A 26,746-nucleotide genomic window follows, 5' to 3' on the forward strand; every position below is an offset into this window, starting at 1 on the left:
TCCGGGGGCTACCGCGCAGACGCGGAGCCCTCGAGGCCGGCCGATCCCCGCCCGGCTCGCTGGGAGGGTGACCTCGTGTCCGCCCGGGCGGGGCGGGGCACCGTGGTCCCGGTGTCGGACGCGGCGACTCGACTCCGTCCCGTCCGACACCCCTAGGGTCGATGGGTGCGCTGGTTCGGGCAGGGTCTGGAGTTCCGCCGCGACCGCCTCCTGCCCGACGTCCTGGCCGGTGCCACCCTCGCCGCGCTCGCGGTGCCCGAGGTGCTGGGGTACGCGCGGATCGCGGGCATGCCGGTCGAGACGGGCCTCTACACCCTGCTGGCGCCCGCGGTCGTGTTCGCGGTGCTCGGGGCGTCCCGCCATCTCGTGGTGGGCGCCGACTCCGCCACCGCGGCGATGCTGGCCGCCGGCTTGGCGGGACTGGCCGCCACCGGCACCGACCGGTACGTCGCGCTCGCCGGGACCACGGCGCTGGTCGTGGCCCTGCTCCTCATCGGGGCCAGGCTGCTGCGGCTGGGGGCGCTGGCGAACTTCCTGTCCCGCACCGTGCTCGTCGGCTTCCTCACCGGGGTCGGGCTCGAGGTGGCCGTGGGCCAGCTCGGCGAGATGCTCGGCCTGTCGGTCGCCGCCGGGGACACACCGGGCCGGCTGGTCGAGATCGCGAGCAGGCTCGGGGAGGTCGATCCCGTCGCGATCGGGGTCGCCGGGAGCGTGGTCGTCGTGATCCTCGTCCTGCACCGGATCACCCCTCGGCTGCCCGGGGCGCTCCTCGCGCTGGTCGCCGCGATCGTGGTGTCCGCCGTCGTCGGGCTCGACACCCCGCAGGTCGGGCCCGTCCCGTCCGGTCTGCCCGTGCCGACCCTGCCGGCCCTCGGCCCCGGCGACCTCCGTGCCGTGCTCCCCACCGCCTTGTCGATGCTGGTGGTCATCCTCGCCCAGTCCGCCGCCACCGCCCGCTCGTACGCCGCCCGCCACGACGAGGACGCGGACACCGACACCGACGTCGTCGGGCTCGCAGGCGCGAACCTGGCCTCGGCGTTCACCGGGACGTTCGTCGTCAACGGCAGTCCCACCAAGACCCAGATGGTCGACTCGGCGGGCGGCCGCAGCCAGCTGGCCCCGCTGGTGGCGGCGACCCTGGCGGTCGTCGTGGTGGTGCTGCTGACCTCACCCCTGGAGCTCCTCCCGCTGGCCGCGCTGGCCGCGGTGGTGTTCGTGATCGGCGTCGAGCTGGTCGACCTCGTCGGGCTCCGTCGGCTGTGGAGGGTGCGGCGCTGGGAGTGGGCGCTGGCGGTGGCGGCGGCGGTCGCGGTCGTGCTGTTGGGCGTCGGCCCCGGCATCGTCGTGGCCATCGCCCTGTCCATCGCCGACCACCTCCGGCACAGCTACACCCCGCACAGCAGCGTGCTGCGCAAGGGCGCCGACGGGCACTGGCGCTCCGAGCCGGTCGCGCCCGGCCTGCGCACCGTCGACGGCCTGGTGACCTACCGCTTCGGCAGCGGCCTCTACTTCGCCAACGCCTCGCACCTCGCCGCGGACGTGGCGACGCTGACCGCGGGGCCACGGGTGCGCTGGTTCTGCCTCGACGCCGCCGCGATCGGCGACGTCGACTACACCGCCGGGACCGTCCTGGCGCGGGTGCGCGAGCAGCTCGAGGCCCACGGGACCAGGCTCGTGCTCTCCAACGTGATCCCCCCGGTGCGCAACCAGCTGCAGCGCTACGGCCTCGGCTCGATCCCCTGCTACGCCACCTCGGGCGAGGTCCTGGACCGCTTCACGGCCGAGGGCTGAGCGACGGTCCCGCCTCGCGGAAGGCTGCGTGGCGAAGCGCTCGTCGTGCTAGGCGTCGTGGTCGCGCAGCCAGGCGACGTAGTCCGCCACGGCCCGCTCGACGTCGTACTCCGGGACGAAGCCCGTGTCCCGCTGGAGCCGGGTGATGTCGAGGTGGCCACCGGGCTCCCCGCCCGGGGGCAGCGTCAGGGTCGCGCCGGGGATGGCGTCGTTGATCGCGTCGACCACCTCGGTGTAGCGGACGAGCCGCCCGCTGGAGACGTTGTAGACGGTGTGCTCGAGCCGCTCGGCCACCATGAGCAGCGCGATCGCCCGGCCGCAGTCCTTCACGTAGCAGAGGTCGGTGGCGTCGCCCGACCGGGCGGGTGGGCGCGGCGGCGTCAGGTCGGGGTCCTCGCCGCGGACGGCGGCCGTGAGAAGCCGGGGCAGCGCGAAGAACGGGTTGTCGCCCAGCCCCAGGGGACCCCAGACGGTGCCGATGCGCAGGTTCACCGTGCCCGGTACGGCCAAGGTGGTCCACAGCTCCGCGGTCCGTTTGAACACCGGGATCTGGTGCGCGGCGACCGTCGGGAGCGGGGCGTCCTCCCGCCACGGGCTGTCGGCGACGCCCGCATACGCGGCGATGCTGCTCGCCACGGCGAACCGCCGCACCCCCCAGGCCCGTGCGGCGGCCAGCGCGTTGAGCAGCGCGGTGGACTCGGCCCGCAGGTAGTCGACGGGATCCGGGGTGTCCCACGGCGCGGCGGCGAGGTGCACGACACCGCTGATCGCGTGCCGCTCCCCGAGGTGGAGGAACGCGCCGGCATCGGTGGTGTCCAGCGGCTCGACGACGACGCCGTCGGAGTCGGCCAGGAAGTCGGGCAGCCGGGTGGTGCGGTGCGCGGTGAGCACGACGGACTCGCCCAGATCGAGCAGCGCCCGTGCGGTGTGCGACCCGATCGAACCCAGGCCGCCGGTCACGAGGATCATGCTCGCGACGCTAGGCCGGGCGGGCCCGCCGCTCTTGTACGGAACGGCCATCCCGCCATCGGCGCAGCATCGGCAGGTAGGCCGCCGCGTGGTCGTGATCGTCCGCACCGGCGCAGGCCGCGCGATACTGGGCGAGGAACACCCCCGGCGTCTCGCCCGTGAGCCTGCGGCACTCGCGGGACAGGTGGGCCTGGTCGTGAAAGCCCGCCTCGACGGCCCAGCCTGCGAGGTCACCGGGCTCGCCCCGGTCGACCGCCGCCTGGACGCGCGCGGTGAAGCCCCGGAAGCGCAGCAGCCGCTGCAGCTCCTTCGGGCCCACTCCGGCCGCGGCGCGACACCGCCGCCGCAACTGGCGGTCCGAGATCCCCCACCCGGCCGGGAGCGCGCCCGAGCGCCACGGCATCAGCCGCCGGACGACGTCGTCCACCAGCGGATCGGTCTCCGTGGCCGTCGCTGCGAGAAAGGCCTGCAGCCGGTCGAGCGCCACCTGCGGGGACGGCGCGGCACCGAGCCGGTCGGTGAGCCGGGCCTCGTCTCCCCAGAGCTCACCCGTCGCGAGGTCCTCGTCGACGAGGTGCTCGGCAGGCAACCCGGCGAGCCCGCCGAGCACCCCGGGCCGCAACCGCAGCCCGACGACGGTGCCACCTGCGGGGATCTCCCGGTGCGTCGCCGCCGTCAGCGGACCCAGCAGCCGGGGCGCCGCACCGAGCACACACCGCACCTCGGCCCCGCCGTGCGGCACGTACCGCTGGGCGAGGGGGGCCTCCCCCACCTGCTGGATCCACACCGACGAGACCAGTGGCGCGAGCGCGGGAACAGGCGCCCGCTCCAGGAAGGACGATCCGGCGGCCACCCGACCATGATGGCGCCCCGGACTCAGCTGCACAGCCCCCGAGGGAGATCGGGATCCTTCGGCCGGGACGGTCCCGTCCACAGAGCCGAGCGACCCGCCGGCGCTGAACGGGGCGACTCCGGCGTCCCACTCGATCGGTGTTCTGCTGGATGCCTGGCACACTGCCCCGGCTCGCGCCCGCGACGGGCCCCTCAGCCGTTGCGCCGGGCGACGAGGACGACGCCGGGTCCGACCTGGTCGTCGGCGGGCAGGCGCAGCTCGGCGGTGAGCCGCAGACCGGTCCGCTCGACCAGCGCCACCAGCTGCTCGGGTCGCCACCGGTGGGTCGTCCATCGCACCGGTACCCCGCCGTACGCCTCGGTGCGCTGCAGGTCTCCGTCGCCGACGTGGGTGGCGATGATCAGCAGGCCCCCCGGCACCAACGCGGCGGCGAAGCGGGCCAGCACCTCGGCGAGGATGTCGCGGGGCAGGTTGAACAGCGACCACCACCCCATCAGCCCACCCCAGGACTCCGCCGCGAGCTCGAGCTCGGTCGCGGACGCGACATCGAAGGTGCACTGCGGGTGGAGCCGCCGCGCGTGCTCGATCATCCGCGGCGAGAGGTCCACCCCCGAGACGTCGAGCCCGCGCTCGGCCAGGTAGGCCGTGACCGTGCCCGGGCCGCAGCCGACGTCCAGAACGGGCCCCAGCCCGGCGACCGAGTCCGCGAAGACGTCCATCGCGGCCCGCAGCCACGGCTGCGTACGGACATCGCCCAGACCCGTCGTGGCCACCATCTCCACGTAGTTGTCGGCCACGCGGTCGTAGGAGTCGCGGACGACCTCGAGATCGGCGGGCTGCGACATCGGGCGCGCACTCATGGCGCGACCTTAGCCAGACCATCACCACCGGTCCGGTGCTCGTGCCCTCGTCGACACCGTCACCGGAGCAGGCGCGGCCCGGGCCGTCTACATCAGCCTCACGGTCAGAGCAGGCGCTCCAGCTGGATCGCCACCTGCCGGTACCTGCTGACGGGGACGAAGTGAACGCCGTCGCAGGCTCCGCTGTCCCTCAGCGCCACGACCTGCTCGCACGCGGCGGCCACGCCCGCATCCGGGTCGGCGGCGACCCGCTCGACCAGGGCGTCGGGGATCTCGATGTCCGGCACGCTCGCCCGCAGCCGGGTCGCCATCCCGGCGCTCGCCAGCACCATGACGCCGGCGTAGACCGGCTGGTCCGTCGGGTTCTCCTCGCGCCACCGCACGAACTCGTCGACGGAGAAGCCGACCTGCAGGAAGACGAAGTCCGCCTCCCGCTTCCACGACGCGAGCCTGCGGCGGCTCCCCGACGTGACCCCGATCCCGAAGGGCTCGACCCCGGCGAACTCCCGCCGTCCGGTCACCGCCCGGGCCTCCTCGATCATCGTCCGCACCGTGAGCCCGCCCGCCCGGTCGCCCGCCGTCGGCTTGTCCCCGGCGACGAACAGGAACCGGTCGACCCCGTACGCCGCCGCCGTGAGCAGGTCGCGCTGGAACCCGAGCAGGTTGCGGTCCCGCGAGTTGAGACAGGCGATGCTCCGCCGCCCCATCGCGTGCACCTCGTTCGCCACGGCGATGCTCGAGACCGTGGCCCGGCCGATGTGGTTGTCCGGGATCAGGAAGTCGTCGACGACGGGCGCCAGCATGCCGATCTGGTGGCGCGCCCGCGTCAGGTCCGGCCTGGTCGGCGGCTCGATCTCACACACGACGGAGAAGTGGCGGCTCACGGTGTCACCGTAGTGACCGACGTACGTGAGACGGCCGCGGTCGTCCTCGCCTGCCTCGTGGGGTTCGCGGTTCCGCAGCCGTCGCCCAGTGTCGGGCGACCGGCGGACAGCAGGGTCATCCCCCATCAACCGGTCGCGGGACATGAAGAACGCCCAGCTCAGAGGACTGTCATGACAGACGGAACGAATCCTTCACCACGACCCGGAGGAGGCCACCATGACCGTGTTCGCCAAGTCTGTCGCAGTCGTCGTCGCCGCCACCGCACTCAGCGGGCTGGGAGTGGGCGTCGCCGCTGCGGCGACACCGACGACCGGGCCCACCGACACCCGTCCACGTGGTGGTGACCGAAGCAGGCCGGACGATCTGGAGCGGCACGGAGAGCGGAGCAGCGCCGAGCGTCCTCATCCCACTGGCGTAGACCTGCTCGCGGCCTCACGACCTCCGGCCGCGAGGTGCCGGTCCGACCCACCGTGGGGACGGGACTGGCGTGCTGGTGGACGGCCCGTGTGGCACGCCCTTCGCCGAGGACTTCTCAGCGGGGTCGTCCTGTCTCGACCACGGACGGACCACGCCGGCGACCACCGGGTGAATCGAGACGGCTCAGCCCGGTCCCGACGGGCTGGAGGCATTCCGCGGGTCAGAGCGTCGGTTCTCGCAGCTGCTCCGCCTGCACGGCGGGGCCCACCCGCCGACCCCGATGATCATCGCGGTACTCCGACGGCCCGTCCTGATCACCGGTGCGGCCGCGGCATCGTCAAGGGCCACTTCTTCGGCCTCAAGCACGTGCTGAGGGCCATGATCGACGAAGGCCACGGCGCGATCGTCAACACCTCGTCCATGGCCGGGGTCATCGCCTCCGCCGGGCTGGGCGTGTACACGGCGTCCAAGCACGCGGTCATCGGTCTGACTCGGGTCGCCGCGGCCGAGGCGGCACCGGAAGGCGTCCGGGTGAACGCGATCTGCCCGGGCCCGGTCAACACCCGCATGATGCGCGAGATCGAGGCGGGCATGTCCCCCGACGACATCACCGGCGTCCAGGCCCAGTTCTGGCATGACCGGTTTCCGACGCGGGGGAATCGACGTGGGAGGGGTCGGCGCCGTTGCCTCGCTCCGCCACCACCCCGACGAATCCGACGACTGGCTCGACTGCTGTCGCGTCGAAGGCCTGGAGATCGACGGCACCACCCCCGCCTTCTGGTGGTCGTTCAGCGTCGTCATCCTCGACCTCGTCGAGGAGCTGGAGCCGGACATCTCCGAGTTCGGAGTGGGCGCGATCGCCGCGGCGAGGACCTCAGCGGCGAAGTCTGGCGGCGGATCCGCCGGATCCGGGCTGTTAATCTAGGAAGCCCACGTAGCACCACTCGCCCCTCAGGTGGGCGCGTTCGCTCTGCTGTGGGTTCTGACGAGCATCATCACGTGGGTGCAGGCGGGTGGGACGGGGATCGAGGGGCGCGACGTGGCTGATTCCCTGGCGTCTCATGCGGGCTGGGTGCGAGCATCCACCGATCTCCTCCGGGCCCTGAACAGCGAGGAGAGCCAGGACGCCCTGCTGCATCGCGTGGCGCGCCATGCCTGTGAGCTCCTCGACACCGACGCCTGCTCGGTGATGGTGGTCGACGACGAGCACCCGGACGGGCGCGAGCGGCTGGTGGTCCGGGCGAGCCACGCCCTCACCGAGAACTACCGGCACCACCTCCAGCATCTGCACCCGTTGCTGGTCCGACCGGACGACCCGGATCTCGACCTGCCCGCGACGCAGGCATTTCGCGAGGGCCGCACCGTCGTCCTCTCCGACGTGCGCGAGTGGCGCAGCGCGTGGCGCCCGTCCCCGATCGCCGAGGGCATCCGGTCGGTGCTGGCCATGCCGCTCGGCGTCGACGGCGTGTACACGGGCGTGCTGATCGGTTACACGACCATGGTCCGCCGCTTCACCCCTGCCGATCTCGCCTTGGCGGAGCTGATGGCCCAGTACGTCGCCGTCGTACTCCGGTCGGTCGCCCGGCGGGACGCAGAGGTGCGGACCATCGACCAGCTGCGGGTTGCCAACGACCGGTTGACCGCGGTCGTCGGCAGCCTGCGCCGGGAGCGAGAGCGGCGGGAGTGGGCGGAGAGGCAAGACCGCAAGCTGATGCGGCTGCTCCTCGACGATGTCGGGCTCGACGGCGTCCTGACGGCACTCGCGGAGGCGTTGGCCGCCTCCGTCGTCCTGGAGGATCCCGAGGACGGGAGCGTCATCGGCAGACATCCGGCCGCAGCCGAACGCCTGCCCGTGACGAAGGACGAGATCGGGCGCGAGCTGCTCGCCGGCCTCGCCACGGTCGACGAGCATCGCGAGCCGGCACTGGTGCGAGGCCCTCGGGGAGAGAGTGCGTGGGTCGTACCGGTGGCTGTCGCCGGCGAGCTCGTGGCTCGCCTGTGGGTGATCGAGCCGGCGGCCGGACCCGGTGACCACGGCGGGGCCCGGGACCGATCGGTGATCGAACGCTTCTCGCTGCTCGTGGCCTTCGAGTTGCTCAAGCGGCGCTACGCCGTCGACACCGAGCTCCGGCTGACCCGCGATCTCGCGGTCGAGCTGGTCGGCGGTGCTGCCGACACACGTGGCCTCATCGAGCGCGCTCGCGCCCTCGGCCACGATCTGTCGGCACCGCACGTCGTCGTGAGGGTCCCGTTGCGGGAGGACCGGATCCCGGCCTTCCGCCGAGCCGCCACCCTGCACACCACCCTGACGGCACGGCTCGGCGTGGACGTGCTCGTGGGAGAGCAGGACGGAGCCCTCGTCGTCCTCGTCCCCGAAGACGACGGGCGGCGGGCCTCGCTGGTCAAGGCGCTGTCCGAACTCGCCGTACGAGCCGCGCCGGAATCCGTCGGCGGACTCGGTCTGCACCCGGGGGCGCCGATTCTCGTGGGCCCGACGGTGCACGCGGTCGAGGACTACCCGTCGAGCTGGCGGACCGTGCGTGGCGCTGCGGCGCTCGCCGCCGAGCGGCCCGCGAGCGGGATCCTCGATCTGGAGGACCTCGGCGTCGCTGCGTTGCTCCTCGACGCCGGGACGCCGGAGAGCCTCCGTCGGCTCGCCGACCGCAGGCTCGGCCCGCTCGAGGACTACGACCGATCGCGTGACTCCCGGCTCGTGGACACGCTCCGAACCTGGTTGGGCGCGGGTTGCTCGACCGCGGAGACCGCCCGGATCATGCATCTCCATCCGCACACGGTCAGCTATCGGCTCCGTCGGGTCGCCGAGCTCAGCGGGCTGGACCCGCAGCACACCGACGGGGTCTTCGAGCTACGGGTGGCGGTGATGGTTCGGGCCGTCCAGCAGGCCACGAAGCTCGTCACGGTCCATCCCTGACGACTGTCGCTGTGCCCTCAGGAGAGCGAACCGAGCACGTAGTCGCGTGTCTCGAGGATCTCGCCGGCGCGGATCCGCATGACGAAGCAGCAGCGCAGGTGCGGAGGCGGCGCCGCGCCGTCGCCGTCGGCGACGTAGGCGAATTCCGCGACGATCACCTCGGGGTCGGGGGTGTCGTGGATGGTGATGTCCTCGGCGCGGAACCCGCGGAAGCGTGGGGCCCCGTAGCGCTCCGGAACGTGCGCGAAGTGCTCTCGGAGCGCTGCGCGACCCCGCAGTGGCTCGTCGGGCGCTCCGAAGTAGACGACGTACGCGTCCTCCGCATAGAGCGTCGCGAGGCGGTCCACCTGGGACGCGTCGCCTGCGATCAGCCTGCCGACACCGTCCACCAGGCTGCGGAACACGTCATGGGCGGCCGGCATCGTCGCCTCCCGGAGCGCGGCGGTCGTCGGTGCCCCGGAGATGGGCGAACCAATCGAGCCGGGGTGTGCCCTCTCGGCGTGGGATCACCGGAACCAGCAGGTAGGAGGGGCGGTCCAGGGCGAAGTGCAGGGTGTTGGTCGTGTCAAACACGGCGGACGGCCGGTCGGCCGGGTGGGTGTGGGAGAAGGGGCTGACGCCGGTCAGGGCGGTACCGGAGTGCGGGACGTAGTGGGGCGCGTTGCCGTAGTCGCGGCCCAGCACCGTCAGGCCGAGCCGGTAGCCGCGGGGGATGACGATGCAGGTCGGCCAGATCTCCACGTCGAGCTCGACGATCTCATCGGGTACGAGCGGCTGCGATTCGTCGTGGCGGTGGTAGGGCCGGTAGGGCAGGGAGCGCTCGGGGTCGAGCTTGCGGTGCGAGGCCCGCAGCCAGCCGAGGGTGAGGGGCACCTGGGGGTCGTTCGTCCCGATGAAGGTGGTCTCGACGCCTGCGGGGTCGAACAGCCGAACGGCGAGGAAGACGTCCGCATCGGTCGTCGCCGAGGACAGGTGCAGCCTCGCGGCGAGCGGGCCGGTCACCTCGGTCTCCTCGGAGAAGGCCGCGGTCAGGAAGGTGACGCCCGGCCCGGTCGTCCGGTACTCGATCGAGGGCCCGCCGGCAGGCTCGGGAGAGAGGGTGCGGCCGTTCGGGTCGAGATGGTATCTACGCCACTCGGTGCCGGTCAGCGGCCACTGCGTCTCGGCGCGGCTGACGAACCGTTCCCCGGGGTGACGCACCTTGAGCTCGATGGGCGGCTGCTGCTCCCAGCCTGTCTCCTCGCCCTTGAGGAAGTGGCCCAGGAACCGCTTCTGCAGGGCGACACCCTCGTCGGTGTAGAAGGGCGAGAAATGGGTGCCGCCATGCATCTCCAGCCACTTCCGGGAGGAGCCCGCAGCGAGGAAGCCCTCGATGTTCCCCCGCAGGTGAAGCCCTGCCCCACCCCAGTTCCCCGAGGAGAGGACGGGGACGTCGATCGCCGCGAAGTCGGCTCGCCGGGACCTGTAGTACTCGTCGTCGAGCCGGTGGGCGAGGACCTGCTCGGCGAGCTCGACCCGGTTCGCGGCCAGGGTGTCGTCGTCCAGCGTCTCCGGCCCCGCGACGTACTCGCCGGTCACCGGGCTGACCGGGCCGCGCTTGCCGACACCGTGCTGGACGGCGGCGATCTGGTTCGGGAACCAGGGGCCCAGCCCGAAGTCCGACCCGATTCCCCCGTGCCGGTACGCGTCCCGGTAGAAGTCGGCGGCACCCTCCCACACGCAGATCGCGGCGAGATGAGGCGGCCGCAGGCTCGCGGCCTGCCACTGGGCCATCGCGAAGTAGGAGATCCCGAGGATCCCGACCCTGCCGTTGCTCCAGTCCCGGGTGCCCGCCCACTCGACGCAGTCGCACAGGTCGGCGGCCTCACGGGCGGAGAGGATGTCGAGCACGCCCTCGGAGCGACCCGCGCCCCGTGAGTCGATCCGGACGCACACGTAGCCGTCCGGAACCCACTTCTCGGGATCGACGAGCTCCCAGACCTGGTAGCGGTTGCTGGTGCCCTCGGCCACCTCGGGATACGCATCGATCATCTGCTGCCATGCGCTGGCATATCCCTCCTGGAACGCCAGGCCCTTGCCGTACGGCCCGTGGGACAACACCACCGGGTACGCCCCGGGCTCGGACGGCCGGAAGACGTCGGCACGCAGGACGACACCGTCGTCCATGGTGATCGGCACGTCCCAGTCGATGGTCATACCTGCGGGAGGGATGTCGGACGTCATGCGACGTTGCCTTTCGTCGACGGCTACGCGGGTCATCGTCGGCGTGCAGCGGTCAGGCCGACTATGGCTCGACGCCCAAGAACACGCGGGCATTCTTGGGCGGTCGACGCACCCGCGGGCGGCGCTTGCTCACTATGGTTCGCCGGGAGCCCGCAGCCCCAGCTGTGCGTGCTCACTCAGATCCACCCCGACGTGGCGGTGGGCTCAAGGAGGCGGCACTCGTGATTCAGCAGAACGGCCGGATCGCCGTGGTGACGGGGGCCAACAGGGGCATCGGACGGGCCATCGCCCGCGGCTACGCCGAAGCCGGCTACGCCGTCGTCGTGACGGCTCGTGATCCGGACAGCCTCGACGACCTGGTGGAGGAGATCCGCGGCCTGCGGGGGACCGCGCTCGCTCTGGCCTGCGACGTCGGTGACGAGGCATCGGTTGCCGCTCTGGGGGAGACGGTGCCGGAGATGATCGGGACACCCCACACCGTCGTCGCCAATGCCGGCATCGGCGGGCCCACCGCTCCGATGCACGAGATCGGGCTCGCGGACTGGCGGGGGTGCCTGCGCACGAACCTCGACGGCGTATTCCTCACGTTCCGCGCGTTCCTGCCGGCCATGATCGAGCGCGGAGAGGGCAGCCTGATCGCGATCTCGTCGGTCACGGGGAAGCGCCCGCTGCACGGCCGCACCCCGTACGCGGCCGCGAAGATGGCAGTGATCGGCCTGGTGCGAACGCTGGCGACCGAGGTCGGTGCCCATGGCATCAGGGTGAACGCCGTGTGCCCGGGCGCCGTCGCGGGGCCGCGGCTCGACGAGGTCGTCCGCAACCAGGCGCTCACCCGCGGCATCAGCGAGGACGCCGTGCGGAAGGAGTTCTCCTCGGGCTCGCCGCTCGGCCGGTTCGTCGAGCCGCACGAGGTCGCCCGGACGTGCACCTTCCTCTCCTCACCCGCCGCCGCATCGATCACCGGGGAGGACGTGAACGTCAACGCCGGGATGGCGATGTACTGATCGCCGATCCGGCGGGGCGGTATCGGCGAGCGGGTCGTCGGTGCCGCCGATCTTCGACATCAAGACGAGGGAGCCCATTTCGATGACCGCCGTGGTGCCGAACATTCACAGCGTGCGCGAGTTAGCCGAGCGCTACAACACCTGGGGCAAATGGGGTGCCGACGATCAGCTCGGCGCGCTCAACCACGTCACCCCGGAGAAGGTCCGCGCCTCCGCGAGCCTGGTGCGCAAGGGCCGGGTGTTCTCCCTGGCCCTCCCGCTGGACGAGACCGGCCCACAGACCGGCTCGTTCGGCCGCTACAACCCGTTGCACCACATGCTGTGGGACGGGGGAGACATCGTCGCGGGCGCCCAGGACCACATCCAGGAGGTCCGCTACACCGACGACGCGGCGTACATCGTCCTGCAGTCCTCGACCCAGTGGGACGCTCTCGCCCACATCTTCCACGACGGGAAGATGTACAACGGGCTCGGTCCGGAGCACGTGACCAGCCGGGGGGCAGCGAAGAACGGGATCATCAACACGCGGGACCGGATGGTGGGCCGCGGGGTGCTGCTGGACATCGCGCGGTGGAAGGGCAAGACGTGGCTCGAACCCGGTGAGGCCATCCAGGACACCGACCTGGAGGCGTGCGCGCGAGCGCAAGGCGTCGAGGTGGGCGAGGGCGACTTCGTGCTGGTGCGGACGGGGCAGATCGCCGAGCGCCGTCATCTCGGCAGCTGGGGTGACTATGCCGCCGGTCCCGCCCCCGGCCTGGGGATCAGCTCCGCCGACTTCTTCTGCCCGCGCGACGTCGCGGCGGTCATCACCGACACGTGGGGCGCCGAGGTGCAGCCCAACGAGACACCGGACGTCTTCCAGCCGCTGCACATCATCCTGATCGTCAACGCCGGCATCCTGCTGGGGGAGATCTGGGACCTCGAGGAGCTCGCCGACGACTGTGCCGAGGACGGTGTGTACGAGTTCCAGCTCGTCGCACCCCCGCTGACCATCACCGGCGCCGTCGGCTCCCCGGTCAACCCGCAGGCGATCAAGTGAGCACGGCCGCCGCCGCAGGGGGCACCACGTCCGTCTACGACGAACGTCCCTGGCTCGAGCGGTACGACAGGGGGCAGCCCCACGACATCCACCCGACGTTCACCGATGCGCTGCAGATGTTCCGCGCGGCGGTCGAGCGCAGTCCCGACAGCGACGCCGTCCGCTACTTCGACGGCCGCATCACCTACCGGGAGCTCGACGAGGCCACCGACGCGTTCGCGTCGGCACTGCTCGCGGACGGCTTCACCCGCGGTGAACGGGTGGGCCTGTTCCTGCAGAACATCCCCCAGTTCGTCATCGCGCTGGTGGGGACGTGGAAGGCCGGCGGGATCGCGGTGCTGATCAACCCGATGAACCGCGAGCGGGAACTGGAACTCCTGCTGACCGACTCCGGGGCTACCGTCCTCGTCTGTCTGCAGAGCCTGCACACCGACATCGCCGCCTCGGTACTGCCGCGGACGTCGGTTCGCACCGTCGTGACGACGTCGGAGCTGGACTTCCAGTCGTCGGACGATCCGCGCGCCTTCGCGTCCTCGGTCCGCCGCGAGTGCCCTGGTACGACGGACCTGCTGGAGCTCCTCGACCACCACCGCGGCTGCCACCCGCAGGCGATCGGATTCGCCACCGGTGACACGGCGTTCCTCACCTACACCTCGGGCACGACAGGGCCGCCGAAGGGCGCAATGAACACGCACGGCAACGTCGTGTTCGGCTCCCACGTGTTCCGGCAGTGGTGTGACCTCGACGCCGACGACGTGGTGCTCGGAGTGGCACCGCTGTTCCACATCACCGGGCTCATCGGGCATCTCACGCTCGCCCAGCTCCTCGGAGCCCCGCTGGTCCTGCTTCACCGTTTCGAACCCGCACTCGCGATCGAGACCATCCGCTCACAGCGCCCCACGTTCACCGTCGGGTCGGTCACGGTCTTCATCGCGTTGATGAACTGCCCCGAGGCCGACCGGGAGGCGCTGTCCTCGTTGACCAAGATCTGGTCGGGAGGCGCGCCGATCCCGCCGGCGGTCGTCACCGCGTTCGCCTCGACGTTCGGCCACTACATCCACAACATCTACGGCCTGACCGAGACCACGTCGGCTACGCATGCCGTGCCCCTGTCCGGGAGCGCGCCGGTCGATGAGGCGTCGGGCGCCCTGTCCGTCGGGCCTCCGGTGTTCAACACGGTCGTGCGGATTCTCGACGAGCAGGGGCGGGAGCTCCCGCCGGGCGAGATCGGGGAGATCGTCACCTCCGGCCCCCAGGTCGTGCCGGGCTACTGGAACAAGCCGGAGGAGAGCGCCAGGGCACTGCCCGGCGGGCGCCTCCACACGGGCGATGTCGGCTACATGGACGCGGACGGCTGGTTCTACATCGTCGACCGGAAGAAGGACCAGATCAACGCCGCCGGCTACAAGGTGTGGCCACGCGAGGTCGAGGACGTGCTCTACGAGCACGACGCGGTCCGCGAGGCCGCCGTCGTCGGGGTGAGGGATCCGTACCGCGGGGAGACGGTCAAGGCATTCGTCAGCCTTCGCCCCGGTACCGAGGTCTCCGAGGACGAGCTCATCGAGTTCTGCCGCCGGCGGATGGCCGCCTACAAGTACCCCCGGGTGATCGAGTTCATGGCCGAGATCCCCAAGACGGCGTCGGGCAAGGTCCTGCGCCGGCTGCTCCGCGACGGCACCGCGAGCTGAGGACGACCATGCGCGCAGTACGAGTGCTCTCCCGGGGCGGGCCCGCCGCCCTGGTCGTCGACGACATCGAGGAACCGAAGCCCGACGACGACGCGGTGCTCATCGACGTCGTCGCGGCCGGGGTGAACTTCCCGGACCTCCTCCTCAGCCAGGGCACCTATCAGATCCGACCGGACCTGCCCTTCGTCCTCGGTGGCGAGCTCGCAGGCGTCGTCGTCGCGGCACCGGCCGCCTCCGGCTTCCGTCCCGGCGACCGTGTCGCGGCGACGACCACCACGGGCGCCTTCGCCGAGATGGCAGCGGTCGATGCGGCCACGGTGTACCGGCTGCCGCCCGAGATCGGTTTCGCCGCCGGAGCCTGTCTGCCCATGAACTACCTGACGATGTCCTTCGCGCTGCGCGACCGGGGACAGCTGCGGGCAGGGGAGTCCGTCCTCGTGCACGGAGCGGCCGGAGGCCTGGGGAGCGCGGCCGTTCAGCTGTGCGCCGCGCTCGGGGCACGGGTGTACTCCGTCGTCTCCACGGCGGCGAAGGCCGAGTTCGTGCGGAAGGCCGGATCGCACGAGGTGGTCCCGGTGGAGGGCTTCAAGGACGCGATCATGGACCTCACCGGGGGCTCCGGCGTCGACATGGTCGTCGACCCGGTCGGCGGCAGCCGGTTCCTCGACTCGCTGCGGTGCCTCGCGCCGCTGGGGCGGCTCCTGGTGCTCGGGTTCACGGCCGGCGAGATCCCGACGGTGAAGGTGAACCGGCTGCTCCTCAACAACATCGACGTCCGCGGCGTCGGCTGGGGCGCCTACGCCGACCGGGTCACGGGTGCCTACGGTCGGCACTGGGACCATCTCGTCCCCATGCTGGAGCGTGGGCTCATCACACCTCCCATCGACAGGGTGTACCCGCTCGACCAGGCCGCGGACGCCATCGGCCGGCTCGCCTCCCGGGAGGTGCTGGGCAAGGTGGTCGTCGCTGTGCGGTCGGACCTGGAGCAACCGCCGACGGCCCGAGGGCACAGCAACGGGCCCGTCCCGTCGGGCCACCTCTGAGAGCCGCGCGCGAGCTCGGGATACGCCGCTCGCGAGCACGTCACATACCTCGATCTCATCCGAGATCCTGATCCGGAAGGTACACATCGTGGTGACCACCGAACCGCCGGAGGCGGGCTTGTCCGATCCTGGTACGGGGCGAGGCGTGAACACCGGACAGGCCGATCGCCGGACGGAGTTCCGGCGCGGGTGGCGAAGCCTCGCTGCCGCCACCCTGGGGACCGGCGTCGGGGTGACCGTCATCTCGACCTACACCGGCGGTCTCGTGGTCAACGCCTTCGGCGCCGAGTTCGGCTGGACCCGATCCCAGCTCTCCTCCTTGCAGCTCGTCGGCTCGGTGGTGCTGATCATGACTGCCCCTGTCGTCGGCTGGATGGTCGATCGCTGGGGCGTGCGGTGGCCAGGCGGCATCGCCCTCGCTGCCCTGGGAGGGGGCTACCTCCTCCTCTCGACGAGCGGTTCGTCCTTTCTGACCTACGCGACCCTGTACACGGTGGTGGTCGTCCTCGCGTCACCGTCCACACCGGTCTCGTTCACCCGAGCGGTCAACGAACGCTTCGACCGGGCACGAGGAGCCGCGCTGGGCATCTCGCTCACCTTCGCAGGCGTCGTCGTGTTCCTCATCCCGGCGGTGCTGGGAACGGTGCTGGCCTCCGACTGGCGCACGGGCTACCGCCTGCTCGGCGGCGCCATCGTGGGATGCGCCGTCGTCGTCGTGCTCCTCATGCCACGATCGTCGACGGGCTCTCGCACGAGCACGCAGGAGCAGCCGGCGCAGCAGACGACGAGGAACGGCATCCTGCCGTTCGTGCGCCGACCACTGTTCCTCAGGCTGTCAGCGACATATCTGGTACTGACGTTGGGCATCGGGTGGATACCGCTGCTGCTGGTCGCCCTCCTCCGCGACGGCGGGGTGTCCGCCGGAGCAGCCGCCCAGACCGCCAGCCTGATCGGGTTGACACTGATCGGCGCCCGCTTCGGCGTCGGGATGCTCGTGGACCGCTTCTTCGCTCCCCGGGTCGGCGCACTCCTCCTGGTGGCCGCCGCGGCTGGTCTGGTCGCGCTCTGGCTGGGAGGCCCCGCGTTCGGGGCCGCGGCAGCGGTGTCGGTCGGCCTGGCCCTCGGCGCGGAAGTCGACCTGCTCGGCAACCTGACGTCGCGCTACTACCCGGCAGCGTTGTACGGCCGGCTCTTCGGCCTGTTCTACGCGGTGATGGTGCTCGGACTCGGGGTCAGCCCGGTCCTCATCACGGCGTTGCGCGACGCCACGGGGAGCTACAACCTCCCGATCGCGGTATCGGCCGGCCTGATCCTGCTCGCCGCGGTGTCTCTCGCCACGGCGCCGCGATTCGACACGGAAGCGGTCGTGCACGGATAGGTCGGACCCGTCCGGAGAGCCCAGGGTAGGAGCTCACCGTTCTCGCTGTGCAACAACAGCCTGCTGAATGGCGCCGAAGCCGGCGCACTGCCCGTCACTTCGTCCTAGTGGTCGCCAGTCCGTCGGCCCAACGGCTGACGGCGACAAAGGAGTAACAATGAGCCGTCAAGAGGCACGGACCAGCATCCGCGGCACCGGGTCACGAGTGCGCAAGTCGGCGGTCGCGCTCGTCGCCGCCACGGTCATCGCTGCCGTCGCCGGGTGCGGAAGCGGTGGGGCGGACAAGCCGCCTGCAGCGGCAGGCACCTCCCGCCCTGCCGAGATGACCGATGTCGGCGTGGCCGCATCGGCCATCGCCGGCGTCGCGAACCTGTTCCTGGCGCAGGAGAGCGATCTGTTCAAGGCCGAGAACCTGAACGTGGAGCCCGATTTCGTCAAGTTCACACCGGACATCGTCGCGGCGGTCGTGGGTGGCAGCGATGCGTTCGGACACATCAACACAGCGACGCTACTGCAGGCCCTCGAGGCCAACGTCCCCATCCAGATAGTCTCCCCCGGCTACGTCGGAGAGGCCGCGGAATCGGGGATCTACGTCGCGAAGGGCAGCACCATCACGTCCATCAGGGACCTGGAGGGAAAGCGCATCGGTGTCGCGGGGCTGAAGAACATCCAGCAGATCGCGATCATGGCCACCGCCGGCGAGGCCGGCGCAGACCCCACGAAGTTCGAGTTCGTCGAGATCGCCGTGCCGACCATGGTGACGGCGGTCGAGAGGGGGCAGGTCGACGCCGTGGCGCTGCCCGAACCGTTCGTGACGCTGGCCGGCGGTCAACTGACCGAAGTCGTCGACAACATGTACGAGGGGTTCGGTTCCCACCCGCTCATCACCTACTACATCACGAGCGACAGGTATGCCGCGGATCATCCCGAGGTCGTGCGCGCCTTCGGCAATGCGATGGTCGAAGCGCAGGACCTCGCCCAGCAGAACCCCGACCGTGTACGCAAGGCGGTAGCCGGCTACACCGAGATCCCCGAGGACGTGGTCGGAAGGATGGCGCTTCCCAGTTGGACCACCAACCTGCAGCCCGCAACCCTCGAACGGCAGGCGGAGTTCCTGGTCGAGTACGGGTTCCTGAAGCAGATGCCTGCCGATCTGGACAAGCTCTTCGCCTCGGCCCAGGGCCAGCAGTGACATCGAGGGGCGCGATCCGATGGGTCGATCCGATCGGCGCCGTGCTGCTTCTGACCGCGATGTGGGAGGCCGCGAGCCGCTTCGGCGTGGTGCCTGCGCGGGACTTCCCACCCGCGACCGTCATCCTGAAGACCTTCCTGGAGGACGTCCAGACCTCGAGCCTGCTGAACAGCGTCAAGGAATCCCTCTCGGCATGGGCGCTGGGCCTGGCGATCGTGACCGTCACGGCGGTCCCGATCGGACTCGCCGTCGGTAGCCTCCGCGTCCTGGATCGAGCCACGCAACTGCTGATCGAACTCGTCCGGCCGATCCCGACCGTCGCCCTGCTTCCGCTGCTGATCCTCCTTTACGGCACCGGTCTGCAGCTCGCCCTGGTGCTGGTAGTCCTCGCCGCGTTCTGGCCGCTGCTCATCCAAACCATCTACGGCGTTCGGGACGTGGACCCGGTCACCCTCGATACCGGGCGATCCTATGGTTTGGGCGGCGTTCGGCAGTACTGGCACATCGTCATCCCGAGCTCCCTGCCCTACGTGGCGACGGGAATGCGGCTCGCCGCGACGATTGCGCTCGTGGTCGCCATCGCCGCCTCGCTCATCGCCGGTGGGAGCGGGCTCGGGGCGGCGATCTCGAACGCCGCCGGCAGCGGCGCATCCGATCTGATGTACGCACGCATTCTCGTTGCCGGGCTGCTCGGCCTTGCGGTGACCACCGTGTTCCTCCGCCTCGAACGGCGCCTGCTGCGCTGGCATCACTCGCACCGCGAGGTCCCCGCATGACACGCGCACTGTCCCGCTTCGCACTCCCGCTGGCGCTGCCGGTCACCATGGCCGTGGTGTGGTGGTTCGCCAGCAGCGGCAGTACCTCGGTGTACTACCCCCCGCTTCGAGACGACGTCCGCGCATTCGCCGACGCATGGCTCTTCGACCAGGTGGACAGCGATCTCGTCCCGAGCATGATCCGCTTCGCGACGGGGTTCGGGATCGCGGTCGTCCTCGGCATCACGATGGGCACTGCGCTGGGAATCTCAGCGCGCGCACGGAGAGCCCTCTCGCCGGTGACCGAGTTCTTTCGCGCGATGCCGATCGCCGCGCTCGTCCCGGCCGGGTTGATCATGCTGGGCGCCGGGGCCCGTATGGAGGCCGCACTGATCGCGTTCGGCAGCACCTGGCCGATACTCCTCAGCACAACCGACGGGGTCCGCGCAACGGACCCCGCGATGGTCGAGATGGGCCGGAGCTACGGCCTGTCGCGGGCGGCGCGAGTCAGACGGGTGATCATTCCCTCCGCCCTTCCGCAAGTCTTCGCCGGGCTCCGGATCGCTCTCGCACTCGCGCTGCAGGTCATGATCATCGCGAACATGCTCTCGGGCACCAACGGCCTCGGCTATGTCGTCCTCGAAGCACAACGCACGTTCAACATTCCCGGCATGTGGGCAGGGATCCTCGCGCTCGCCCTGCTGGGCCTGACGGTGAATCTGGTCTTCGTCGCTGTCGAGCATCGGGTACTGGCGTGGCACCGGGGTTGGCGTGCTGCGGAACTGCGAAACGATTAGGCAAGGGCCAACTCTCGGGATGCCGAACAGCGAGCACGAAGGAACCTCTATGACTCAGCAACGATCGGCACCGGGCAGACTCCGCGGAGAGGCGCTGCCGGACCACGACGCACCAGCGGTTCTGGAGGCCAGAGGTGTCGCGATGACCTACGGCTCCGGCCCCACGGCAGTCGAGGCCATCAGAGATGTGTCGTTCTCGATCCGCCCGGGTGAGTTCGTGTGCATCGTCGGGCCTTCGGGATGCGGCAAGACGACGCTGCTCAAGTCGATCGCCGGTCTGCTGCGACCGACCCACGGCACAGCCCTCATCCAGGGGCGAGTCGTCGACGGTCCGCCGGAGCAGCTCGCACTCGTCTTTCAGGAGTACACCCGGTCGCTGCTCCCCTGGCTCACGGTTCGCCGCAACGTCGAGCTCCCGTTGAAGGCACGTCGCGAGAAGCGTGACGAATGTGCTTCTCGCACGGTCGACGCTCTACACGCGGTGGGGCTCTCGGGATTCGAGGACAAGTACCCCTGGCAGCTGTCGGGAGGCATGCAGCAGCGCGCGGCGATTGCGCGGGCGATCGCGTACCGGCCTGCGGTCCTGTTGATGGACGAGCCGTTCGCGTCGGTGGACGCTCAGACCCGGGCGGATCTCGAGGATCTGCTCTTGCGGGTGCAGCAGGAGACAGGCGTGACAGTCGTCTTCGTCACCCACGACATCGACGAGGCCGTCTACCTCGGCCACCGGGTGATCGTTCTGTCGGGGCGTCCGACCGTCGTGCGCGAGACGGTCGACGTGCCGATGGGCTGGCCCCGCGACCAGGTGGCGACGAAGGCGGATCCGCGATTCGTCGAGCTGCGCACCCATGTGCTTCGTCAGATCCATCGCGAGCGGACGGAGCACCCGCCGCAGACCCACTGACACGGCACACCCAATCGAGAGGAGAGGTGCGTCATGCATGCATTCGCACTCGACATGGAGCAGGAGTGGGACCCCCGCACACATGTGGAGAAGATCCTGGGGACCGAATCCGAAGGCGACTTCGCCGTCGCTTGCTGGGAAGCGGGACAGGTGAGCCCCTACCACTGTCATCCCCGTGCGACCGAGATCTACTTCTGTCTCCGGGGCGGCGGGGTCATGCGCACCCCCGATCAGACCGTGACGATCACGCCCGGAGCCTTCGTCGTCCACCCGCCGGGAGAACTCCACGAGTACGAGAACGGGCCTGAGCGCACACTGCTGTTCCGCATCAGGTACGGCGCCGACCTGGGCGGGCGCATCCTCAGATGGCGTGGACATCCGGACGTGGAACAGACTCCCGAGGAAGCCGAGTACTTCGCCAACCATCCTTCGGGCCCGACCGTCGACCCGGAGAATCCGACCGCGTAGAGCCTACTCGGAGCGGACCAGCGCGGAACCGACTCGCGACACACGACCGCGGACATCGCACCGCGGGCCAGCATCACCACGGCAGGTCCCGTGACGGACAGACGATCAGCGTGGCTGAGCTGATCACTTTGTCCGAACCTGATCAGGAGCGCTGCGTTCGCGAGGGCCCCGATGACCGCCTGGGCCTCGATCCGGGCGAGGGCCTGTCCGGCGCAGGCGTGGGTGCCGTAGCCGAAGGAGAGATGGTCGACCGGGTTGCGGGTCACGTCGAAACGGTCCGGCTCAGCAAAACGACGCTCGTCGCGGTTGCCCGACCCGTACAGCAGCAGGACCTGGGAACCGGCTGCGATGCGGACACCGTCGATCTCGACGTCGGTGGTCGCCATGCGCCCGAAGCCCTGGACGGGCGCGTCGTAGCGGAGCACCTCGTTGAGAGCGCTCGCCACGCGGCTGGGATCCCCGGTGACGAGGTCCCACTGGTCCGGGTGGGTGCCGAGCAAGTGGACCGCGTTCGCGATGGCGTTGATGGCCTCGTCCGCTGGTGACGCCCCGCCGGCGGACGAGGACGCGGGGGTCGATGTCCGACCAGCGGAGCGCGAGGAGCGCTCGGCGCGGCGCATGCCGGTCACCATTGCGTCCCACACGAGCGTTCCCCAGTCCGGGTCCTTCTCCCATGCAGCGGCCACCAGCGCGGCCGCTTGGGCTGTCGTGGGCGGCTGCGGGTCTGGGGCCGGGGAGCGGGATGCGGGCCAGCTCGGCTGGGTTGGTGGTGTTTCAGCCCCAGCGCTGCGCCGCGGTCATCGCGCCGCGGATGACGAAGTGGATCTTGCGGATGGACGCGGCCGCGAGTGGCTTGCAGACGTGCGGCTTGTACTCGACGGTCTTGCAGCCCTTCTCGGCGCAGTCGTGGGGCGGGTAGCCGGCCGCGGGCGCGCGGCCCGGAGGGCGCTTGTGGTGGACTTCGCGGCAGTCGTGGGGTCCGTCCACCCGGTGCTCGACGAAGGGGCGGCTGAGCCTCTCCAGGACGTGCGTGGTGACCTTCCCGAGCGGCTCGTCGCCGAGGACCGGGTAGATGTGGCGCTCCGCGTAGCCGACGTAGTTCTCGCGGGTCGACTCCTCGAGCTCGTGCGTGTCGAGCCAGGCCTCGATCGTCGTGCGCAGGGAGGCACGGGTCTTGGCGTGGCGCTGCTCGGCGACCAGCAAAGATACTGGTCAGATGTGGTGGAGACGAAGGGAATCGAACCCCCAACCCCCGCCTTGCAAGGAGACCGGCGATGTGAGCTGCGTTGCATTCTGCAGGTCAGCGGGTCATCGCCGTTGCATGGGCTGTCCTGAGTGATGTGAGACGGCGGTAGTTCATTGCCATCGTGAGTGCCATTTGTCCATGGTGGACATACGGGGACGAACGAGTACTCTTCGTCGGGAAGTGATCAGCCATCGGTGGGCCCGCCTCTTCAGAGGCGTTCGACGCGGTCTGCCTGCGGGCCCCGGTCGCTCTGACGCACCGCGTACCGGACCCGGTCACCCTTCTGCAGCGGCTCCGACCCCATGACCACGGACACGTGGACGAAGAGATCATCGCCGCCTGCGCCCGGGGTGATGAAGCCGAAGCCGCGGTCGCCGTCGTAGCGCGCGACGACGCCCTCGCCGCCTCGCACGGGCACGTTCCGCGCCGCCGGCCCTGCGGCCACGGCCGGTGCCGACCGAGGCGGCTCCGTCCGGCGCTCGCGGACCAGGTGCACGTCGCGGGCCTGCGCGCCCTTGTCTCCACCAACCACCTCGTAGGCGACGCGGTCGCCCTCCGCGAGCCACGTCAGCCCCTCGGCCAGTGCCCGGGCGTGAACGAAGACGTCCCCGGGGCCGGAGTCGGGGTTGATGAAGCCGAAGCCCTTGTCCTCGTCGTACCAGGCCACCGTGCCGTCGGCACCGTCCGCGACACCAGCGGGCTGGCCGGCCCCCGCTCCCAGCGGAATCACGTGCCCGGCCTGCGGGCCGCGCTCGCCTTCGACGATCAGGAAGGCCACCCGCTGCCCCTCGGTGACCACGCCGCCAGTCACGATGGCGGAGCTGTGCACGAAGATGTCGGCGCCGCCGCCGTCCGGCGACGCGAAGCCGTACCCCTTGCCCGGCTCGTACCAGGTGACGGTGCCGAGCAGGCCCACGGCGCTGCCGGTGGCCGCATCGGCGGTGACACGAACGCGCAGCGCCTGGGGCCCGCGGTCGTTCTCGCCGAGCTCGAACACGACGGCCTGACCCTCGCGGAGGATCTTCGCGCTGCCGTCCCCGACGATCTCGGAGGCGTGCACGAACACGTCCGGCGAGCCGTCCTCGGGCGCGAGGAAGCCGAAACCCCGTTCGGCGTCGAACCAACGGACGGTCCCCTGCGGCATCAAAGGCTCCAGGTCGAGAGGGCGGGCACTGGCCCCCAGTCTCTCTGACAGACCTCGCGGTCCGTCGGGCCGGGCCCACAGGCGGGCGGAGCGGAGCCGGGCGAGGGCCGTTGGTTCACCTCGTGCCTCGTCGCAGAAGGTTGACGTCGTAACCCCTCGAAGACTGTCGCCAGCGTCGCGAGGCTGACGTGCCGCGCCCGCAGCCCGGTGTCACGAGGAGCGGTACCGCCCGTCCTCGCGCGGGCGGTGCAGGACGAGCGCTCCCGGCCCGATCTCGACGAACGCCACCTCGTCGAACGCAGTGAGGACCGCGTCGAGGTTCGCGGCGAACAGCGCCGACAACGCGGCGTTGGTGATGTTGCCGGTCGCGACCACAGGCAGCCGACGAGGCGAACCGGACAACAGGTGTCCGTCTCGGAAATCGCGGTCCTTGTTCACAACCACCCGACCGTCCTGGTCGGCCAGGACGGCGATCTGCGCGCCGACGAGAAACCTCATGCGGCGCCGAGCGGGACCACCCGAAGGCGACCTGCCGCCAACGCGCCGAACTCCAAGGCCGCGAGCAGATCGTCACATCGAGGTCGGGGTAGTCCCGAGCACCTCGTCGATGCTCATGCCTGCCGACAGCAGTTCGAGCAGGCTCTCGACGGTGTAGCGCAGACCCCGCACCCTCGGCCGGCCGTGGCACACCGCCGGATCCGAGGTGATGCGGTCCAGACGCGTCATGAGTACCGACGCGAAGGGGCCGGTACCGAGCTGATCCAGCTGGGCTGGCGCCCAGGCTGCACTCCGACGGCACCATTCCGGGCCGGGCACCTGTGGAAAGTCCGACCTCTACGAGCACACCGACCGGCCACAAGCAGGGTGGCAGGACACCGTTCCCGTCGTGTCAGTACCAGATGATCATTATGTGATCTTGCAGCAGGCACTGCAGTTCCTAGTGGTGGAGACGAGGGGAATCGAACCCCTAACCCCCGCCTTGCAAAATCAACTTCGACTGTCCGGGCGCGTCCGCTGCGGAACGCCCCTCAGGTCCTCAGTCCGACGGTGGCCGGGCATCGATGCCCACGTCCGGGCGCGTGGCTACACGTGTGGCAACAGGCCTGACTGATCCATCTGTGCCGCGAGTGGCGACGACCTTCGAACGGGACGAGCCCTCGGTCGCGCCAAACTGTCGCACCCCCGAGTTATAGTCGAACGCATGTTCGATCATACAGCTGAGACAGGCCCTCGACGACTGTCGGCGGTAACGATGGCACGTAGCCGTCCGAACTACAGGCGGTCACGACAGCTGGACACAGCGCGACCCAGTACTGCGAATCCAAACGTGTGATGAGAGGGAAGGCAGGGATCGGGCGACGACATGTATCGACGGAGATAAGGGGCAGAATGCTATCGCGACTCAGCAAAGTAATTCTCCTTGTCTCATCCTTTTCTCCTTTACTAATTGTATTCGCACTGCTGGACTACTGGGGCAAAGGTTGGCCTTCGGCCGTCTGCGTCGGGTTGGCGATCTTGAGTTGGATTGGAGTCTTCTATCTCTACGCTTCGTTAAAGAAGATCGATCCGACCCCATTGCGAGTTAAGAAGGCCGATCGTAAGGACCAAGAGATACTTACATATCTGGCAGCTAACCTCCTACCCTTCCTGTCCATCAACCCTGACGGATGGCGGGAGATACTCGCTTCCTTCATATTTGTCGGACTAATTGGACTATTCTTTGTGCGGGGAGAACTATACTACACGAACCCTGTGCTTGGAGTGGCCAAGTTTCGCGTTCTCGCTATTGAAACAACAAATCAAACAGTGTATCTGATCACCAGACGCGTGTATCTGCCACGCGACTCCGAGATTCGAGCCGTTCCGATCTCGAATCACATCATGTGGGAGGCCCCTCCTTGACCACTGCGCAATCTCCCGAATCAGTACTAGAGTCTCTGGGGCGAGAGGCGTTCAACCTCAAGCAGCGCCAGTCCTACTTCGTCACACAGCGTCCGCGAGGTGACGCGCAGATTTTTCGTCTGACGACAACACGGGAGCTTGCAAGCTCCTTCGATGAGAAGAATGCGAGGAATGCACTCACCTTCTCTGGCCTGACTCCTTTGGAGTACTCCAGCGGAAGAGTCCTGCCGGAGGGACATGTCATGTGGGCCTTGAATGAGAGTGTCCCTCTTCTTCAATCACTACCATTGGAAGAGCAGGAGGGTAGCGAGCTCATACTAGGTTACGAATCCGACGAGTTCCATACTCGCAATCTGAAGCTAACAGTGACGACAACGCAGACTAGCGAGCCATCAAATCCGACGAAAGCCACGTTCTTTAGAATTACTCGCCCCAGTGCCGTACTGGAGGAACGAGATGGACTAGCAGCATGGTTCAACGGTAGTGCCTTCGATCGACTTGACAACGATATTGTCGTCTTTAACGACCGGGTAGACGCCATCTCGGTCGACGGATATACGTTCTTTATGAATGTCCACAACTTCGTACGTGCATTTCAATTCGTGGACCAGATGAAGCAAGCGGCACGCGAAACCTTCGACCTCGTTCTGGCAGACCTTCAATTTGAGGACCGCGAATCATTTCGTCGAGTCGCCACGACAGATTTGACGATGATCACCAAGATGACGTCGATCCAGAGGAAGATGGAGGCGTATCCCCGATATCGGGAAGCCTTGAAGATGGAAAGTCTACTGGAATTCGTTGACAAAAACCCGTACATCGAGATCGAGTTCGATGGCGAAGGGTCCGATCGGAAGTTTCGATTCTCCAATAACCCCCGCGCACGCTTCAAGATTCTAAAGCTCCTTGATGACGACTACCTTCGCTCGAACCTCACGGAGTTCGACTACGAGGTAGATTCCAAGGGCGCCCCGTCCGGCGCTTGACATAGACAAGCCTGACTGACTGAGCAAATTGCCCGCTCGTATTTTGATCACGTAGCTACCCGAAGGTGATCTCCTCGCGGCGCGGGTTCACCCCTGCCAGGTCGAGGGCCGGGGTGCAAGGCATGTCGTCCCGCCTTGTGCCCCGGCCCTCGACCTGGTTGCCGTCTCGGCGCGCCGCGAGGAGATCACCAACCGCCGCACGGCCTCGGATCTCTAATGGGTCCTGTCGGGCTTTGGTTGTGCCAGGCTCGGCTCCGGTAGCGGCCAGCG

The 26,746-nt window shown here is 69.3% G+C and carries 24 protein-coding genes and 2 pseudogenes; 15 read left to right on the plus strand and 11 right to left on the minus strand.

Features of this window, described 5'->3' with window-relative positions:
* The first annotated feature begins 165 nt into the window (after positions 1–165).
* Entirely contained in the window at positions 166–1,791 is a 1,626-nt protein-coding gene (locus ABD993_RS12055) for a SulP family inorganic anion transporter (RefSeq protein ID WP_345416053.1), read from the plus strand.
* Positions 1,792–1,839: 48 nt separating this feature from the next.
* Here the strand turns inward: ABD993_RS12055 and ABD993_RS12060 are convergent, their stop codons facing one another.
* The 4 genes from ABD993_RS12060 to ABD993_RS12075 form a co-directional block, all read right to left on the minus strand.
* Positions 1,840–2,760, minus strand: coding sequence for an NAD-dependent epimerase/dehydratase family protein (locus tag ABD993_RS12060; protein ID WP_345416056.1), 921 nt, complete (start codon positions 2,758–2,760; stop codon positions 1,840–1,842).
* Positions 2,761–2,770: 10 nt separating this feature from the next.
* Positions 2,771–3,613: a DUF6597 domain-containing transcriptional factor gene (locus tag ABD993_RS12065; RefSeq protein ID WP_345416059.1), complete on the minus strand. Its 843-nt coding sequence runs from the start codon at positions 3,611–3,613 to the stop codon at positions 2,771–2,773.
* 191 nt (positions 3,614–3,804) lie between these two features.
* Positions 3,805–4,473, minus strand: a complete 669-nt coding sequence (locus tag ABD993_RS12070; protein ID WP_345416062.1) for a class I SAM-dependent DNA methyltransferase — start codon at positions 4,471–4,473, stop codon at positions 3,805–3,807.
* A gap of 104 nt (positions 4,474–4,577) precedes the next feature.
* Positions 4,578–5,357 (minus strand): methylenetetrahydrofolate reductase, encoded by a 780-nt coding sequence (locus ABD993_RS12075; protein WP_345416065.1) that lies wholly within the window; start codon positions 5,355–5,357, stop codon positions 4,578–4,580.
* A gap of 796 nt (positions 5,358–6,153) precedes the next feature.
* Between ABD993_RS12075 and ABD993_RS36690 the strand changes: the two are divergent.
* The 3 genes and pseudogenes from ABD993_RS36690 to ABD993_RS12090 all read left to right on the plus strand — a co-directional run.
* A pseudogene (locus ABD993_RS36690) lies at positions 6,154–6,303 on the plus strand (SDR family NAD(P)-dependent oxidoreductase); the annotation flags it as partial.
* 106 nt (positions 6,304–6,409) lie between these two features.
* Positions 6,410–6,700, plus strand: coding sequence for a hypothetical protein (locus ABD993_RS12085; protein ID WP_345416070.1), 291 nt, complete (start codon positions 6,410–6,412; stop codon positions 6,698–6,700).
* Positions 6,701–6,814: 114 nt separating this feature from the next.
* Positions 6,815–8,707, plus strand: coding sequence for a helix-turn-helix domain-containing protein (locus tag ABD993_RS12090; protein WP_345416072.1), 1,893 nt, complete (start codon positions 6,815–6,817; stop codon positions 8,705–8,707).
* Between the two features lie 17 nt (positions 8,708–8,724).
* Here the strand turns inward: ABD993_RS12090 and ABD993_RS12095 are convergent, their stop codons facing one another.
* Together ABD993_RS12095 and ABD993_RS12100 are read right to left on the minus strand one after the other, a co-directional pair.
* Positions 8,725–9,129: a nuclear transport factor 2 family protein gene (locus tag ABD993_RS12095; protein ID WP_345416075.1), complete on the minus strand. Its 405-nt coding sequence runs from the start codon at positions 9,127–9,129 to the stop codon at positions 8,725–8,727.
* A complete protein-coding gene (locus tag ABD993_RS12100; protein ID WP_345416078.1) occupies positions 9,113–10,903 on the minus strand; it encodes a CocE/NonD family hydrolase in 1,791 nt (596 codons plus the stop codon). Before ABD993_RS12100 ends, ABD993_RS12095 begins: the two co-directional genes overlap by 17 nt.
* 248 nt (positions 10,904–11,151) lie before the next feature.
* On the opposite strand from ABD993_RS12100, the gene ABD993_RS12105 reads away from it, so the two are divergent.
* The 10 genes from ABD993_RS12105 to ABD993_RS12150 all read left to right on the plus strand — a co-directional run bounded on the left by ABD993_RS12105 (position 11,152) and on the right by ABD993_RS12150 (position 21,198).
* Positions 11,152–11,934 carry an SDR family NAD(P)-dependent oxidoreductase gene (locus ABD993_RS12105; RefSeq protein ID WP_345416081.1) on the plus strand — a complete coding sequence of 261 codons (783 nt, stop codon included), beginning with the start codon at positions 11,152–11,154 and terminating at the stop codon, positions 11,932–11,934.
* An 82-nt stretch (positions 11,935–12,016) separates the two neighbouring features.
* Positions 12,017–12,973: a cyclase family protein gene (locus ABD993_RS12110; RefSeq protein ID WP_345416083.1), complete on the plus strand. Its 957-nt coding sequence runs from the start codon at positions 12,017–12,019 to the stop codon at positions 12,971–12,973.
* Positions 12,970–14,661 carry a class I adenylate-forming enzyme family protein gene (locus ABD993_RS12115; protein ID WP_345416085.1) on the plus strand — a complete coding sequence of 564 codons (1,692 nt, stop codon included), beginning with the start codon at positions 12,970–12,972 and terminating at the stop codon, positions 14,659–14,661. Before ABD993_RS12110 ends, ABD993_RS12115 begins: the two co-directional genes overlap by 4 nt.
* A gap of 8 nt (positions 14,662–14,669) precedes the next feature.
* Positions 14,670–15,704 (plus strand): NADPH:quinone oxidoreductase family protein, encoded by a 1,035-nt coding sequence (locus ABD993_RS12120; protein WP_345416087.1) that lies wholly within the window; start codon positions 14,670–14,672, stop codon positions 15,702–15,704.
* A gap of 145 nt (positions 15,705–15,849) precedes the next feature.
* A complete protein-coding gene (locus ABD993_RS12125; RefSeq protein ID WP_345416090.1) occupies positions 15,850–17,082 on the plus strand; it encodes an MFS transporter in 1,233 nt (410 codons plus the stop codon).
* Positions 17,083–17,239: 157 nt separating this feature from the next.
* Entirely contained in the window at positions 17,240–18,274 is a 1,035-nt protein-coding gene (locus ABD993_RS12130; protein ID WP_345416093.1) for an ABC transporter substrate-binding protein, read from the plus strand.
* Between the two features lie 41 nt (positions 18,275–18,315).
* Positions 18,316–19,050 carry an ABC transporter permease gene (locus ABD993_RS12135; protein ID WP_345416096.1) on the plus strand — a complete coding sequence of 245 codons (735 nt, stop codon included), beginning with the start codon at positions 18,316–18,318 and terminating at the stop codon, positions 19,048–19,050.
* Positions 19,047–19,826 carry an ABC transporter permease gene (locus ABD993_RS12140; protein WP_345416099.1) on the plus strand — a complete coding sequence of 260 codons (780 nt, stop codon included), beginning with the start codon at positions 19,047–19,049 and terminating at the stop codon, positions 19,824–19,826. Before ABD993_RS12135 ends, ABD993_RS12140 begins: the two co-directional genes overlap by 4 nt.
* Before the next feature lie 142 nt (positions 19,827–19,968).
* Positions 19,969–20,730 (plus strand): ABC transporter ATP-binding protein, encoded by a 762-nt coding sequence (locus ABD993_RS12145; RefSeq protein WP_345416102.1) that lies wholly within the window; start codon positions 19,969–19,971, stop codon positions 20,728–20,730.
* 54 nt (positions 20,731–20,784) lie between these two features.
* The gene (locus ABD993_RS12150) at positions 20,785–21,198 is read left to right on the plus strand and encodes a cupin domain-containing protein (RefSeq protein ID WP_345416105.1); all 414 of its coding nucleotides are present in this window, start codon (positions 20,785–20,787) and stop codon (positions 21,196–21,198) included.
* Between the two features lie 224 nt (positions 21,199–21,422).
* Here the strand turns inward: ABD993_RS12150 and ABD993_RS12155 are convergent.
* From ABD993_RS12155 to ABD993_RS12185, 5 genes and pseudogenes are all read right to left on the minus strand, one after another.
* Positions 21,423–21,830, minus strand: a pseudogene (locus tag ABD993_RS12155) (cytochrome P450); the annotation flags it as partial.
* Positions 21,831–21,972: 142 nt separating this feature from the next.
* Positions 21,973–22,401 (minus strand): tyrosine-type recombinase/integrase, encoded by a 429-nt coding sequence (locus ABD993_RS12160; protein ID WP_345416108.1) that lies wholly within the window; start codon positions 22,399–22,401, stop codon positions 21,973–21,975.
* Between the two features lie 251 nt (positions 22,402–22,652).
* Positions 22,653–23,588, minus strand: coding sequence for a cold-shock protein (locus ABD993_RS36695; protein ID WP_425568970.1), 936 nt, complete (start codon positions 23,586–23,588; stop codon positions 22,653–22,655).
* Between the two features lie 210 nt (positions 23,589–23,798).
* Complete coding sequence (locus tag ABD993_RS12180; protein WP_345416111.1) at positions 23,799–24,086, minus strand: DUF5615 family PIN-like protein; 288 nt, start codon at positions 24,084–24,086, stop codon at positions 23,799–23,801.
* 72 nt (positions 24,087–24,158) lie between these two features.
* Positions 24,159–24,314 carry a DUF433 domain-containing protein gene (locus ABD993_RS12185; RefSeq protein WP_345416114.1) on the minus strand — a complete coding sequence of 52 codons (156 nt, stop codon included), beginning with the start codon at positions 24,312–24,314 and terminating at the stop codon, positions 24,159–24,161.
* A 1,172-nt stretch (positions 24,315–25,486) separates the two neighbouring features.
* Between ABD993_RS12185 and ABD993_RS12190 the strand changes: the two genes are divergently transcribed.
* Positions 25,487–26,476, plus strand: coding sequence for a Kiwa anti-phage protein KwaB-like domain-containing protein (locus ABD993_RS12190; RefSeq protein WP_345416115.1), 990 nt, complete (start codon positions 25,487–25,489; stop codon positions 26,474–26,476).
* The last annotated feature ends 270 nt before the right edge of the window (positions 26,477–26,746 follow it).

This window comes from Pseudonocardia xishanensis (genome assembly GCF_039541715.1).
Classification (GTDB): domain Bacteria; phylum Actinomycetota; class Actinomycetes; order Mycobacteriales; family Pseudonocardiaceae; genus Pseudonocardia; species Pseudonocardia xishanensis.

Excerpts from the sequence above, each read along its gene's own strand:
- ABD993_RS12060 (WP_345416056.1), bottom strand. The coding sequence starts at position 2,760 with ATGATCCTCGTGACCGGCGGCCTGGGTTCGATCGGGTCGCACACCGCA.
- ABD993_RS12070 (WP_345416062.1), bottom strand. The coding sequence starts at position 4,473 with ATGAGTGCGCGCCCGATGTCGCAGCCCGCCGATCTCGAGGTCGTCCGC.
- ABD993_RS12085 (WP_345416070.1), top strand. The coding sequence starts at position 6,410 with ATGACCGGTTTCCGACGCGGGGGAATCGACGTGGGAGGGGTCGGCGCC.
- ABD993_RS12095 (WP_345416075.1), bottom strand. The coding sequence starts at position 9,129 with ATGCCGGCCGCCCATGACGTGTTCCGCAGCCTGGTGGACGGTGTCGGC.
- ABD993_RS12100 (WP_345416078.1), bottom strand. The coding sequence starts at position 10,903 with ATGACCATCGACTGGGACGTGCCGATCACCATGGACGACGGTGTCGTC.
- ABD993_RS12110 (WP_345416083.1), top strand. The coding sequence starts at position 12,017 with ATGACCGCCGTGGTGCCGAACATTCACAGCGTGCGCGAGTTAGCCGAG.
- ABD993_RS12120 (WP_345416087.1), top strand. The coding sequence starts at position 14,670 with ATGCGCGCAGTACGAGTGCTCTCCCGGGGCGGGCCCGCCGCCCTGGTC.
- ABD993_RS12130 (WP_345416093.1), top strand. The coding sequence starts at position 17,240 with ATGAGCCGTCAAGAGGCACGGACCAGCATCCGCGGCACCGGGTCACGA.
- ABD993_RS12140 (WP_345416099.1), top strand. The coding sequence starts at position 19,047 with ATGACACGCGCACTGTCCCGCTTCGCACTCCCGCTGGCGCTGCCGGTC.
- ABD993_RS12145 (WP_345416102.1), top strand. The coding sequence starts at position 19,969 with ATGACCTACGGCTCCGGCCCCACGGCAGTCGAGGCCATCAGAGATGTG.
- ABD993_RS12150 (WP_345416105.1), top strand. The coding sequence starts at position 20,785 with ATGGAGCAGGAGTGGGACCCCCGCACACATGTGGAGAAGATCCTGGGG.
- ABD993_RS36695 (WP_425568970.1), bottom strand. The coding sequence starts at position 23,588 with ATGCCGCAGGGGACCGTCCGTTGGTTCGACGCCGAACGGGGTTTCGGC.
- ABD993_RS12180 (WP_345416111.1), bottom strand. The coding sequence starts at position 24,086 with ATGAGGTTTCTCGTCGGCGCGCAGATCGCCGTCCTGGCCGACCAGGAC.
- ABD993_RS12185 (WP_345416114.1), bottom strand. The coding sequence starts at position 24,314 with ATGACGCGTCTGGACCGCATCACCTCGGATCCGGCGGTGTGCCACGGC.